8 protein-coding genes, 4 pseudogenes and 1 other annotated feature are annotated in these 12,497 nt (G+C 56.6%); of the genes and pseudogenes, 6 read left to right on the top strand and 6 right to left on the bottom strand.

The window, feature by feature from the left end:
• Window positions 1-12 precede the first annotated feature (12 nt).
• Window positions 13-177 (top strand): hypothetical protein, encoded by a 165-nt coding sequence (locus HJB91_RS28005; RefSeq protein ID WP_221156533.1) that lies wholly within the window; start codon window positions 13-15, stop codon window positions 175-177.
• Between the two features lie 130 nt (window positions 178-307).
• Here the strand turns inward: HJB91_RS28005 and HJB91_RS28000 are convergent, their stop codons facing one another.
• Entirely contained in the window at window positions 308-583 is a 276-nt protein-coding gene (locus tag HJB91_RS28000; protein ID WP_221156531.1) for a WGR domain-containing protein, read from the bottom strand.
• 513 nt (window positions 584-1,096) lie between these two features.
• On the opposite strand from HJB91_RS28000, the gene HJB91_RS27995 reads away from it, so the two are divergent.
• From HJB91_RS27995 to HJB91_RS27985, 3 genes are all read left to right on the top strand, one after another.
• Window positions 1,097-1,579 (top strand): hypothetical protein, encoded by a 483-nt coding sequence (locus HJB91_RS27995; protein ID WP_017958527.1) that lies wholly within the window; start codon window positions 1,097-1,099, stop codon window positions 1,577-1,579.
• 1,961 nt (window positions 1,580-3,540) lie between these two features.
• Window positions 3,541-4,035 (top strand): hypothetical protein, encoded by a 495-nt coding sequence (locus tag HJB91_RS30960; RefSeq protein WP_259669970.1) that lies wholly within the window; start codon window positions 3,541-3,543, stop codon window positions 4,033-4,035.
• A gap of 75 nt (window positions 4,036-4,110) precedes the next feature.
• Window positions 4,111-5,262: an aminotransferase class V-fold PLP-dependent enzyme gene (locus tag HJB91_RS27985; protein WP_259669971.1), complete on the top strand. Its 1,152-nt coding sequence runs from the start codon at window positions 4,111-4,113 to the stop codon at window positions 5,260-5,262.
• A gap of 123 nt (window positions 5,263-5,385) precedes the next feature.
• Window positions 5,386-5,500: a sequence feature (AL1L pseudoknot), on the bottom strand.
• On the opposite strand, the pseudogene HJB91_RS27980 reads toward HJB91_RS27985, so the two are convergent.
• Both HJB91_RS27980 and HJB91_RS27975 read right to left on the bottom strand, forming a co-directional pair.
• A pseudogene (locus HJB91_RS27980) lies at window positions 5,423-5,658 on the bottom strand (IS3 family transposase); the annotation flags it as partial. It overlaps the preceding feature by 78 nt.
• Window positions 5,659-5,698: 40 nt before the next feature.
• On the bottom strand, window positions 5,699-5,938 hold the full coding sequence (locus HJB91_RS27975; RefSeq protein WP_221156529.1) for a hypothetical protein: 240 nt from the start codon (window positions 5,936-5,938) through the stop codon (window positions 5,699-5,701).
• Window positions 5,939-6,524: 586 nt separating this feature from the next.
• Between HJB91_RS27975 and HJB91_RS27970 the strand changes: the two are divergent.
• Both HJB91_RS27970 and HJB91_RS27965 read left to right on the top strand, forming a co-directional pair.
• Window positions 6,525-7,305 (top strand): annotated as a pseudogene (locus HJB91_RS27970) (response regulator).
• Between the two features lie 416 nt (window positions 7,306-7,721).
• Window positions 7,722-8,312: pseudogene (locus tag HJB91_RS27965) on the top strand (glutamine synthetase); the annotation flags it as partial.
• A gap of 67 nt (window positions 8,313-8,379) precedes the next feature.
• Here HJB91_RS27965 and HJB91_RS27960 read toward each other — a convergent pair.
• From HJB91_RS27960 to HJB91_RS27950, 3 genes and pseudogenes are all read right to left on the bottom strand, one after another.
• Entirely contained in the window at window positions 8,380-9,855 is a 1,476-nt protein-coding gene (locus tag HJB91_RS27960) for an efflux transporter outer membrane subunit (protein WP_221156527.1), read from the bottom strand.
• Window positions 9,856-10,485: 630 nt separating this feature from the next.
• Window positions 10,486-10,787, bottom strand: a pseudogene (locus HJB91_RS27955) (transposase); the annotation flags it as partial.
• A 75-nt stretch (window positions 10,788-10,862) separates the two neighbouring features.
• A complete protein-coding gene (locus tag HJB91_RS27950; RefSeq protein WP_259669972.1) occupies window positions 10,863-12,392 on the bottom strand; it encodes an asparagine synthase-related protein in 1,530 nt (509 codons plus the stop codon).
• Window positions 12,393-12,497 lie beyond the last annotated feature (105 nt).

Raw genomic sequence — 12,497 nt, 5'->3', positions numbered from 1 at the left:
GAGACGACGACGATGCTTCTGGAACAACACATTGAAGAGCTTCACCTCGAACTGCGCGAAGCAATCGGTCCGGTGGAGCGCCGCGAGATCGAAATCGAACTGGAGCTGGCTCGCGCCGAGCTGGCGGTGATCACCGCAGAGCAGGAGGGCGCAATCGACGCCGAGCCACCCTTCTGAGGGTGGCTTTTGCCATATCGCCTGACCTGGCGCTTGCGGGAAGGGCGGAAGCGGTCGGATACCCCCACTCCTGCTTCGATCCCACGCCAATGGCATGAGGATGGCATCCGCCTCCACGGCACTTCCTTCGCTATCGATCACTCGATGCATCTTGCCGTATATGCGGTTTCGGCCTGTATCCGCGCGACCGCCTCTTTCGCAAAAGCTGAAGGAACAGCCTGACCGCCTCTTCCTCCCGCGCGAAATAATACTCCCGCCTCTGACCTGTTGCGCCGATGCGGCCCCATCGGCGGATGAGACAGGCCTCGCCGAACAGGTTGGGCTCGATCGACATGGCATAGTAGCGGGCCATGTTTTTCTTGGCGTCGATGCGTTCGACATAGAGCTGGTAGCGTTTCGCGATCATGACACGGAGAATCGGGCAGGGCCGACTCGGCGTCCAACGACATGTTTGAATCGGTCGGCCTCTATTGATTCATGGCGGTGATGGGTTGTCGGAAGGGGCAGCATGATCCGGGCGAGCCGCCTGCGGCGGACGGTGCTATTCGCTGGCGCTCACGGAGCCCGTAAGCGGTCTCCGCCCATTCGGGTGACTCCCCTCTCGCGGCTGCCGCATCCTCAGTGCGATTATCTGCACGAGCAGCCAGACGAAAAGGTTGCAGGGCCGGCTGCGCTCGGCAAACGGTCACGTCGCCTGTCGGCGACATGGTCTATCTCTCTCTGACTTCCTATTGTCGCATTCGCCCCGGCGGCCTCAAGGACGTCGCGGCCCCTCCAATTTTTCCGCTGCGCCGCTGACGCGACACAACGAAAAAATCGGTTCCTCCGCTCGCCGCCGCTGGCGGTCGCTATCGCGATCCTTGACCCCTTGGGTCGCCAATGCGGGCACCTTTTCGTCAGAACGAAAAGGAGGCTTCTTATGTCTGATTTCAACTTTCTCATGCTTCATGCCAAACTCGCCGGCTTCAAGCTTCTGGTGAGCGCGAACCGTATCGGCTGCGAGGATGAATTCTCAAAGATGCTCCACGACCGGCTGATGGCCGGCCTTGATGGGGCGATCCGCTCGACGCGCCACATCATGGACCTGCAACGCGAGTTGGTCATCGGGGACGATTTGGAGGGGACGATATCGTGCCAACTCCAAGGCGAGGAGGAAGTCCTCGCCCGCCGCACGTTTGTGCTCCTCGATGAGCTAGAGATCGATTACTTCACCTATGAGTATCGGGTCAACGGCGGTGAATGGCACAACGCCTTGTCGGCAGACTGCGACGGCATCGAGATCAGCTATCCGACGACCGTCTCGGTGAGCGACACGGAGATCGGCCCCCTCGCTACGATCATCCACGATATTGCGCGGGAAACAGGTATTGCCATCAGCGTTGCGCGCGTCGTTTACGCTTGAGCTGATGGGACGAGAGGCCGTTCCGCCTCTCGTCTTTCCCATTGGCTTGACCGCTTGCAGGCATCGAGCCAGCGCGCGTTCCTGAGGGGAGAGACTTGCCGCCTCTCCCCTCAAACACCCCTCTCCCTGTGGTGCGGGATGACACCCGCCCGGCCTTTCGGGCCGGTTGGCGGACGCTGCCGCGACTTTCCCAAACAAGTCGGAGAGGATGAACTCCTTGCGCTACGCCCGCATTCTTCGGTCATCCGCTCCAGGTGTTCATCCTCTCCTGCGGTGCGCTCGCCGTCTCATCGTTCGCATGTCGTCGATGCCCGTTCCCTCCGGTCACTGTCCTCTCGACTCCTCACGACGACAGCTCGCTTCAGCATCTATCTCCAAATCGGCCTAGGCACCGTGCTGTTCCTCCGGCGCGGATCACAGGCCTGCGCCTGTGATCGCTGTTGCTATGTCTGACGACTCGCAACAGCATTGGGCGGCTCGGGCACGGTGCCTAGGCCGATTTGGAGATAGATGGCAGGATAGGCTAACGGTATACCGTTAGCCATTTCGCCCGAGGGGCGATTGCCGAGAGGCGTGATCAGTGCCGGAATCTGTCGCCGCTTATTCTGGACATAGACTTGGTCCTGATCGAGGTCGTTCGGCGACGGAGAGAGGCACCTCCTCACGGCGCCACCTTAAATCGCTGGTCGATGAATCGGCGGGCGAGCAATTCCCCTGTTCTGCCAATCGGTAAAAGAGAGAGCCGGCGTTCTCGCGTTTCAGCGTTTAGGCTGGTCGGTGGATCAGCGAATAGGTTCGTCAGCGATTATGCGGCTAGGATAATAGGCGAGGGGGTGCTTCGCCGACTCTGCGCATCGGCGAACCGGCGAACGTGTCTCTAGCCAATCAACTGTTTCGGCGAATAGGCGGTTGAGCAAATTACCGCTTTGCGGATTGGGCGAAGGTGCCGACGGGTGATTGCGTGAACCAGCGGTTCAGCGATTGCGCGGATGAGCGATCTAGCGAATGAACGTCGAGGCTGCTTTTAGCGGGGAGGCTCTTGCCAACGTAAGCCGCTAATTCATCGGGCATTCCGTTCGGAACCTACTTGAGAAATTCCAGGAACGCTGCCACGCGGGCGCTGAGCAGACCGCGCGATAGATCGCCCGTAGTGCGATCTCAGATCATGAGCAGGTGCGGTTTAAGACCCGTTTCTGCAGCCGCGGTTGAGACGAACGACCTTATGGCGAGCCTCGATATTCAACACGAGTCTTTTAGATGGTGTGCCGCTCGATCAGAGGAGTCCCTGTCCCAGCGATGGAGGTTGATGATCCGAGCGGCATCTTTGAGGCTTATCCCGTGCTTCTTGGCGAAGTTTTCGACGCCATATGGGTCTGAAATCTTCTTGCGTGCGTCCTGCTCGATTTGTTGACGTCGTTGCATGTGCCGCGTCAACGGGAGGGACCGCTTCGTCGGTTTTTGGTGCTTCCATTTGATGTGGCGGCGCCCTTTGCTCGGTATAACCCTCATACGTCGGACGTTGCGGCAGGTCGTCTCCGCAGCATTTGAAGCCCTCAGGCGTCCGCATCTGGTTGAAAAAAATTATACTGAAGTATAAGTGTAACTCGCGGCGCGAGGGGTGAGGTCAAGGGAGATCAGACTACCACTGCGTGGCTTTACGCTGTTAACAACCGGATCTGCACCTGACGCACAATCGATCCCTACTGACGAAGGAATGGTACAAGGTTCCGATATCGATTGATTGCCCGGGCTGCGGCGCACAGACCCGGTCCGCCGGCATTGTCGTCGGACCATCAAGCCTCGTCAATGCTGCCGACGGCCCTGAGAACGATGTTCTGAAGCGGCCATGGACACCGCTTGATGCCTTCGCATTCGTAGAGTCACTCGGTGGTCGAACGAAGAATGTCGAGCAGTTCATCGTCGACCGCTTTCACAGCGCGTTCGAGTTCAGGAGCGATCGCTTGCTGTCGATCTGCGAGCATTGCGGGGAAAATCTCTCACCCGCCGCTACGCGCTCTGCCGCCATGAACGGCTTCGTCCGCCTTGGGCAGAGACGTCTGCTGGTCAACGAACGGATGCTGCTCTTCGCATCGCACGTTGTGTTGACGGAATTCCATGGCGGCACGTCGATCGAGGAAAGCGGCCTGCCGCATCCAGATTACGCGCTCATGCTGATTTGCGATGCGGAAAGCGCAGGCGGAGAAACCGGAACGATCGAAGTGTGGCACAGCATCGCGAGGAACGACTACGCCGTTATCGTGAAGGGTCATGAGGGTCGCGAGATGCTTCGGGACGGCGCCAATGATGATCTGTCCGGCGTTGTGTCGACCATCTCCGACCTTGGGTTGGTGTTGACGCAGCTTCACCTAGCACAGCCATCGTCACCCTATTGCGTCCTTGCTCGTGACCTGTTTTTCGAGGCGCTCGCCGGAGCCGGATATCAGCAGGAGAATTAGGAGGCGATACCATGTGGAATTCTAGAATGCGGCTGATATTTTTGGCTATCGTGATCTTGCTGTCGGGATGTGGGCATGTGGCGCAACAACCACGGCCACAGCCAATCGCGCCGTTCTCTTATCTCTGCGCTGATGCCGAGCCCGGTTATTGAAGCGGTGGTCGGGTACCTAAGCCGGGAAGGGGAGATCGGTGGATACGAAGCTGCAGCTGAGTCCAACTCTCTACTGGAGGGGACATATGACAGCTTGGCCACCTTCGTAAACTGTGGCCGCGACGAGATTGCGATAGCTGAAAATGCGACGATCGCCTGGCAACGCGCCTTCTACTCCCTCTCTTTCGGACCTGGAGACCGGATCCTGACGGCAAGTGCCGAATTCGCAGCCAACTACATCGCCTTTCTGCAGGTTGCCAAGCGCACCGGCGTATCGATCGAAGTCATTCCGAATGACGCTTCTGGGGTCCTCGATCCGGACGCACTGGCGAAAATGATCGATGATCGCGTTCGGTTGATAGCAGTTACCTGGATCCCGACCAACGGCGGGCTTATCAATCCAGCAGCAGCGATCGGTCGAATAGCGCGAAAAAACGGCATCCTCTATCTTCTCGACGCATGCCAAGCTGCGGGTCAAATCCCGATCGATGTCAACGCGCTCGGGTGCGACATCCTGACTGCTACTGGCAGGAAGTTTCTCCGAGCGCCACGGGGAACGGGATTCATGTACATGCGTAAATCACTCCTGGATAAGATCGAGCCAGTGATGATCGACCTCTATGGCGCGCCCTGGACTGGTCCGGATCGATACAAATTGCGACCGGATGCCGGGCGTTTTGAAACATGGGAGAAGAACTATTCGGTTCGTCTCGGCCTGCGGGCAGCAGTGGACTACGCGCTCGACATTGGGCTCGAAAATATCGAAGAGCGCTGCAATCACCTTTCGTCAAAGCTTCGCGAAGGCCTGCGTGGGATACGAGCCGTGTCCGTGCATGATCTCGGGAGGCCCCTTGCTTCCATCATCTCATTCACTGTCAACGACTGGGACTCGTCATACGTCATGGCTTATCTGACTGGCAAGGGAATCAACGTCTCAGTTTCCCCTCCTTCCAGCACACCCGTCGACGCCTATACGCGACAACTCCCGCCCGTGGTGCGAGCGTCGCCACATTATTACAATACCGAGGAAGAGATCGATGCGTTCCTGGAGGCGATTGCTGGTATTGCCTCATAGTTGAGTTGCTCGCCTGACGAATGAGCGGATCTTTTCAAAAGGCAAAGCAGTTGATGCGACCTTCTGTTCGCACGTGTTAAGCGGATCATGCCAACGCAACGCCGCCCTGACCTTCCATCAGAACGACAAGCTTCAAAACCGATGAAGATCGGCTCGACTCGAACACTGCGCGGTGTTCGTCGATGAACGAGATCATCGCTTCAATGGGCGGTCGAGCTCCGCCATCGCGAAAAATGCTGACGCTTTGCGCAAAATCTCGTTGGCCAGCCGAGTTCTCTCGCTCCAGCGCCTTCATCCTCTCGGCGACGTCGCTTGGGGGCCCAGAGCGGGATCCATTGTCCGCCCGGCCTTCTTCACCCTCCCACTGAGCGTCTGAGCAGTGCAGCCGATCTTGGCGGGGGAGGGAGTTCCGGTGAAAACTTGTTCGTTGTCTTGCTCATATCGGCTCCACTTTCTCAAGAGTTGGAGCCTCCGGCACTCCGCCGAGGTTCACATCAAACGGCTCCGGGCATTTAAGCGCAGCGTCATCTAAGCATCCATTTCGTAGATTGACTTCATTCAAACTATCAATTTCACCAATATCATCGAATCCAGTAGGAAGACTGAAGTCGACAAATTCGAAGGCGGCAAAGGAGAGTGGGGTGCAGGATGGCCCAGATTTGTTAATATCGCCCATAGTGCTCTTCCATTATACCTCGACGCCATTGTGTCACGTTGCCCGGCCAACCCCTGCTCAAGCGTGCTTGGATGAACAGCAGGAAGAAGCTCGCTGCAATGGGCTGGAATGCCAACTCAATGTCATACACCACGCTAAAAGCACTGAGATTCGCTACCACCGGGAAACGCGCGCTTTCACCAGAAGAGCATTAGATGATCGAATTCGGGCCGCAAAAAAGTCGTCCCGCTCAATCGGCTACAACTCTCGCAGCCTATCAACCGCGTCAAACGAAGTGGAACCGATAGATCGCATCGAAAGCACGTCGCTAACATCACGCTTTAAGGCCAACACCCGGCCTGTCGGCCTCGTTGTCATCGTTGCGCATTCCTCGACGAACGGCCGCGCGTGAGTTGGCGGACCAAGAAGTTTGTTTCTAACGGATGCGCCGCTGTTAGAATATTTGCGACCAATTGTGTCTTTCACCAAATCGCGAACTTTGGGTCGCTTCTCAAGCGTGCACGGAACTGGTGACTTCATTAGAAACGATCGAATACAAACCAGTAGCCTGGAGTTGCCAGCGTGGATAAGTTTGAAAGGTACGCCATTGAAACACGTTCTTGTCGCCGATGACGACCTCGCCATGCGCAATCTTATTGTCGAGTATCTGACATTGCATGCCTTTAAGGTAACCGCAGTCAGCGATAGTGGGCAGCTGAAACGTGTGCTCGCATGTGAACCGGTTGATCTTGTGGTTCTTGATTTTAATCTGGGTCGTGAAGATGGATCGGACATCGTGCGTAATCTGACGGTGAAATGGGATATCCCCATCATTGCCATTAGCGGCGACCGCCTTGAGGAGGCAGATCGAGTTGGTGCACTGGAGCTCGGTGCAACTGATTTTATTTCGAAGCCTTTTGGAATGCGCGAATTCTTAGCCCGTATCCGCGTAGCATTGCGCCGGCGGCCTATCGGCCCACGGGCAAAAGATCGACGTTCCTTTCATTTTTCCGGATGGACTTTGAACCTTAGGCAGCGTCAGTTAACCTCTGAAGAAAGCGATGAGGTCAAGTTGACGGCCGGTGAATTCAATCTTTTAGTCGCCTTTTTGGAAAGGCCACGTGACGTTATGACGAGAGAACAGCTTCTACTTGCGAGCCGAGTTCGAGGAGAAGAGGTGTGTGACCGAAGCGTTGATGTCCTCATTTTGCGCGTGCGCCGAAAGCTTGAAACAGATCCGGCCAACCCCCGTCCTAATTAAAACAGCCCGGGGCGCAGGCTATTTTTTCGACGCTGATGTGGGCATCCAGCACGGGGACAATGGCCGTCTTGTCAATGGTCCTTACGACAATCGGGTGCGTGTTGCGCACGGGCCATCGCCGATCTAATAACGGCAATCAGGACCTGCGCGAGTGTAGTGGATTTCTTATGACGAGACCACCGAGTAGTCATGCAGCATATCGCTGCCAAGCGTCTCCTCGTCTTCTGAATGCCGCCTAGAACCAATCGAGATTCATTGTATCCAGATCATAACTACAGCGAGATGGATGAATCCTGTGAAATGGATAGCTCGACTCTAGTAGCGGGGGGAAACCGTCGGAAGTGCTTCAGCGATTGAAGCACCTTTCGATGTGATTGCGCTGCTTGTAGATGACGGATCCTGCGGGATAATGATGTTTCGGGAACGATTTGAGGATATCACCGCCTCGGCCTCCATGTTGGCAATTGTTGCGCGCAAGGAATTGCTGTCACAGGCTTTATCATCCAAGACGATCTTACCTGTCTGGTCATGAATAAGAGCGGGAGCGTCGGCTCGGCTGCCCGCGAACACGTCAAAGAGCATCTCGACCTCTGCCCTCGCAGCCGGCATCAACCACGAAGGCATCAACGCCGAAGTGGCAGTGGGAATTCCAGACCCTCGGCAAGGGCTCAATAAAGTCGCCGACCAGATCTGGATGGACACGCTACCTCTTGCAGCGCCTGACCGAAAGTACGGCATCGACATCGAGTATCATTGTAAGCCGCACGGCGACGCCGACTGGACCGGTTCGGGCATGCAACATGCGCGAAGTTGGCGGCAAGGCCCATTTTGAAGCGCTGACGGCCCAGTTCGAAAAGAACCTGATGGACCACATCAACGTCTACGGTCCTGACAACGACAAGCGCCTGACCGGCAAGCATAAGACGGCTCCGTGAAACAAGTTCTCCTACGGCGCTGACGACCGTGGTGCTTCGATCCGCGTGCCGCACTCCTTCTCAGGAAGCACGACAAGGGCTACCTCGAAGATCGCCGCCCGAACTCCCAGGCGCGCCCTACAAGCTCGCTTCGCAGATTCTGAAGACCATCTCGGAGAAAACCCCTCCGACTCCGCTTCGGCTGCATCCTAAGTTTTAATACGGCGCCGGCCTCCCCGCCGGCGCCAATGCAACTCGGGCGCTGGCGCGCCAATGACGTGATCAGGTTAAAACATCTCACAATGCAATGCTCGACTATTGCGAGTGCGACCGGACGTTTGCATTTGCTGCGACACCCGTGATGCCTCCACCCAGGGCGACGCGACCATGGGAGCCGCAAAACCACCGCCGATTGCGACATTCAACTGCACGTGATCCTTGGCCAATTTTTGGATTGCCGTAGCGAGGCTTGCCTGAGCGCTGGACACCTGCCTTTGCGCGTCGAGAACATCGAGCAGAGACGAGGCGCCATCCTTGTACGAGTCCACCGAAAGCTTCAGTGTTTCTTCGGTCGTTTCCACTTGCCTGTGACGTGAGTTTACTGTGCGAACGTCGCGTCGGACGGCTGTCAAAGCGTCCTGAACTTCCTGCACAGCTGTCAGTACGGTTGATTTCCAGCTTATGTAGGCTGCTGCCGCGGCCGATTTAGAAGTCTCCACGTTTGCCCGCAAACGGCCGCCGTCCAGAATTGGGAGGTCAAGGCTCGGCCCGAAGGTCCATTTCGAGATATCGCCGCGACGGCCACGCTGATTGCTATAGGAAGGTGTGATCGAGCCGGAGAGCGTTATCGCGGGATAAAGCCGTGCTTCCGCCACGCCGATCTTTGCAGTCGCCGCGGCGAGATTCCGCTCAGCTTGGCGAATATCGGGTCGATTGCGAATAAGATCGGCGGGAATGCCGGCATTGATCTTTCCGCGATAGACCGGCTGCCCTTCGTTTTTCTGCAGTTGCTTGACCACCATTTCCGACGGCAAGGCGATGAGGGTAGCAATGTGATGAGCCGACACGCGGAAATTCAGTTCCAGACTTGGTAATTCGGCAATCGTCGACTGGACAAGCGCTTCGGCCTGCGAGACATCCAGCCGGGAAGCTGCTCCCGCTTCGAGTTGAAAATTCGTGAGATCGTAGGTCTCCTGGCGCGACTTCAGGTTCGCTCGAGAAATGGAGACGCGCTGCTGGTAGTACCGGGCGTCGATGTAGGAGGAAACAAGATCTTTGATTAGAGCCAGCTTTGCGACGTCGACAGCCGCATGCGCAGAATCAAGAGAAGCAAGTGCGCTTTCGGTGCTGCGCCGGTACTGGCCGAATACGTCCAGCAGCCAGGTCAACGATAGTTGCCCCCCGGAGATATTCTGGGTGCTCGTGACATCTCGCGCTTTGCAGATCGTGTGTGATGCTCCAAAATCAAGGTTGGGAAAGCCCCCGGCGCCAGTGATGGTGACGTCCGCGGCGGCGGCATTAATCCTTTCGAGCGCCTGCTGAACACTGAGGTTCTCATCCAGGCCGGTGGCAACGTACTGGTTGAGCGTACGATCTGAAAAGGTATTCCACCATGCCGACACCGCAACATCGCCGACGCTCTGTTTTGCACCCTCGGAAAACTTCGCCGGTAAAGGCGTTTCCGGCGATGCATAGTCGGGCCCGAGCATGCAAGATGACAAAAGCAGCGGCAACACCGCAGCGGTTAGACGGAGCGAATGCATTTCAATCAACCTCGATTACAGCACAATTCAAGTCAAACCCGTTTCGCTTGCCCGAAGAATGATGCAAGCGCACAATTGCCGACGCAGTCGATCGAGGCGAAGAATTCGAGCGTGAGACTACGAAATCGCGTGCAGCCAAAGCAACAAGTCTACAACCGTTGTCCTCCCCCATTTGACTACATTTGTAATAAGTCGCCAGAAAGCCGGCCAGACTCCGACAGGAAGCTGAATTTCGGCGCTTTGGGTAGACGCTGGCTTATGACACCATTGACGAGTCCAGCAGGCATATTTCGACGGACACGTTAGATTGCCCAACCGGTAACATGATGTCGATTTGAGGCGCGCTGTCTTGCGATTGCAACCCGCCGTGACGGATTCTCCAACACATCGTTGCGCCACATCCCGGATGTGCTTGCAGCGGCTGTCCTCGACAATATTTTGGGGTTCTTCGATTTCACCTGTTGTGACGTCATACCGTGATGATTGATGAGAATTTTCCGGGGAATCCCCGGCACAACGATGCTGCTCTCGGTCATCGCTAAACCACTCAGCGGTATCGCGATCGCAGCGTGGGCAGACATTGCAGGAAGACGACGATTCGGCGTGTACCCTTGACCTGCCACTGAACTTTCATCCAGCGGCGACTAGAGCCCCGGCGGTTTTGAATACGCCAATTGGCGCGGTGTGAGCAACCGGCGGAAACGCGACGTTTTCATCTTGCGCAGCGTTGGAGCCGGTTGCGGCGATGGTCCCGGCAAAGTCTGGTGGGGTTTTGTATCCGAGCGATGAGTGGCCGAAAGCGGTTGTAATCGTCCGCCCATTCAGCAATGGCGCTTCGGGCATGATCGAGGCCCGAAGAAGAGGCTATCGTTGAGCAGCTCGTCGCGCATGCGCCCGTTGAAACTTTCGACATAGCCGTTCTGCATTGGCTTCCGAATTGTAAGGGACCTAATTGCCGGCATTTTGAAATCCCCGCTGCGTTAGCGGGTGATCTCCTTCAAGTTCCATCAATTCGGCCGAAGAATGTGTTCAACGTTAATTGCGTGGAAGATAAAGCCGAGTTCGCTAAGCGGAGAATCGTATCGGATGTCGTCTATTGTGGCGATCAGCCGGTCAGCATCGATCAGTCCCAGTTCATGCAGCAGGCAACGACGGGATAATTGATTAGTGATCTCGCTAGCACCGATAATCAGCGAGCCGGTCAGATAGTGTTCGAAATTTTCTCTTATAGAAACGCCGAAGAACCGTTTGGGATATCCAAGCCGTTCCAACATCCGGCGATGCAGCGCCTTTTCGTGCCTCCAGGCTAAAGGCAAACTCCGATAAAATCGCACGGCTTCTGGCTGGGCGAATGGGCTAATTGGCCATATGCCATGGCTCGCAAACAAAGGAGCCCGCGCGGCGTGTGCCTCCAGTACCGAGATCGGCAGAATAGGAAAGGGTGCCCGATCGCAGCATGCTGCATAGTCGGGCAATCGGCTTTTGAGCACCAGCGTCATGGCGGAGGGAAGGATCGCAGGAAGGAATGCATCGCTGATATTACGAGCGATTTGGTCGTGACTTTGCTCCAAAGCATGGGCCATTAGCAACTCATCACCGCCTGTACCAGTTGCGACCGCCCGCGGGGCTGAGGCAGTTGCGAGCGACTTCAATAGTTGATGGAGGGGCCGCTGCAGATCGGCATTGTAGGGAGCGGGGACGTAGTCGCTACTCACTTCGAACCCACACGGAACCATTGGTATCGTGTCAACACGCAGCGTTTGGTCGTGGAAGCCAAAGTGCTCGATTGCTATTTCGCGCCGCGAAGTCTGTTGACTTCGAGCTGGCCCCTCGACTTCCAAGGCATAGGTTTGCAGGGCGTCAGGATGCTGCCCAGCCAAAATGGCGGCAACGACTGCCGAATCCAATCCTCCGCTGAATTCGCTAGCCGTGAGGGTGGGCGTGAGCGGCCAGCGACGCAGCAGGGTGTCGATCAAACGGCATGCTGCGGCTGCAACATCGGCCTCATCCACAAGTGGGGTCGGGATGAAATACGGTGCCGGAGGGGGATATTTCGTCTCGACGGCTCCGGTCCTGCTGATGCAAAGCGACGCGCGCTCCGTCAGCATGAAAACACCGCGAAACAACGTCGTTGTTGCATAGGGGAGCGTGCCGACAAGACGCAGGCCAGTTCGGTCCGTGTCGACGTCGGCGAGGGTCATGCCCGAATAAAAGTCCGCGATCGACCAGGAGAGATCAATGCGCTCGCCGCTGACCTTCAGATAAAGTGGCGCAACACCTCCATGTCCGGCGCTCAAGGTCACCGTGCCGGAATGGCAGTTGATCGAAATTGTCTGATAGTCCAATGGCCATTGCCCAAAGGCACAGAAATCCTCCGCTCGTTCTATCGACCAATCCCTGAGTGCCACAAGCTGCCCATTCGCTTCGGCGGAACGCTCGCGGCAGATCAGGATGATTTGGTCAGTGGTGTCCCACCGGAAGCTTTCGAGCAAAGGATGGTCTAGGATAGAGATGTTGGGGTAGGGCGGCGGGTACATCGGGGGCTCAGCCACGCACTCGAGATGACCTCGGTCAATCGTTCCCTTGAACATCGGTGATCGCTTAGTTGATGAAAATCTAAAGGGGCAGTGACCGCCGCCTTG

Origin of the sequence: Rhizobium sp. NLR10b (genome assembly GCF_019685435.1) — a bacterium.
In the GTDB taxonomy this organism is placed as follows: domain Bacteria; phylum Pseudomonadota; class Alphaproteobacteria; order Rhizobiales; family Rhizobiaceae; genus Rhizobium.
The sequence above is the reverse complement of the archived record's forward strand: the minus strand, read 5'-3'. Positions and strand labels throughout refer to the sequence as shown.

Bases quoted from the DNA above. Each gene is read 5' to 3' on its own strand.
- HJB91_RS27960 (WP_221156527.1), bottom strand. From the start codon at position 9,855: ATGCATTCGCTCCGTCTAACCGCTGCGGTGTTGCCGCTGCTTTTGTCA.
- HJB91_RS28005 (WP_221156533.1), top strand. From the start codon at position 13: ATGCTTCTGGAACAACACATTGAAGAGCTTCACCTCGAACTGCGCGAA.
- HJB91_RS27975 (WP_221156529.1), bottom strand. From the start codon at position 5,938: ATGGGCGATATTAACAAATCTGGGCCATCCTGCACCCCACTCTCCTTT.
- HJB91_RS28000 (WP_221156531.1), bottom strand. From the start codon at position 583: ATGATCGCGAAACGCTACCAGCTCTATGTCGAACGCATCGACGCCAAG.
- HJB91_RS27985 (WP_259669971.1), top strand. From the start codon at position 4,111: ATGTGGCGCAACAACCACGGCCACAGCCAATCGCGCCGTTCTCTTATC.
- HJB91_RS27995 (WP_017958527.1), top strand. From the start codon at position 1,097: ATGTCTGATTTCAACTTTCTCATGCTTCATGCCAAACTCGCCGGCTTC.
- HJB91_RS27950 (WP_259669972.1), bottom strand. From the start codon at position 12,392: ATGTACCCGCCGCCCTACCCCAACATCTCTATCCTAGACCATCCTTTG.